A 277-nucleotide genomic window follows, 5' to 3' on the forward strand; every position below is an offset into this window, starting at 1 on the left:
CAGCGCCTACATAGACGACGACGAGCTGGAACGCGCAGCGGGCATGTTCGAAATCGCCGCTGAATCTGAGGAAAACACCATCGACAGAAGCTATTACGCGGGAGCGGCATGCGTCCTGCGGGCAATGAACGCGTACGACATGAAGACATGCAGCGACTTGATGACGATATTCAAGCGTACAGCATTCGACAAAATAACCGAGGAAGGAAACAAATGAAAGTAAAGAACTGGGAAATGATTGAGGAGTCTGTTCCAGGCGGCGCACCACTCGCACCAG

At 52.7% G+C, this 277-nt stretch carries 1 protein-coding gene; it reads left to right on the forward strand.

Features of this window, described 5'->3' with window-relative positions:
* On the forward strand, positions 1-217 hold a 217-nt coding region (locus RR842_RS14595; RefSeq protein WP_332730298.1), incomplete at its 5' end, for a hypothetical protein.
* Between the last annotated feature and the right edge of the window lie 60 nt (positions 218-277).

This window comes from Gordonibacter sp. (assembly GCF_036667095.1).
GTDB lineage: Bacteria > Actinomycetota > Coriobacteriia > Coriobacteriales > Eggerthellaceae > Gordonibacter.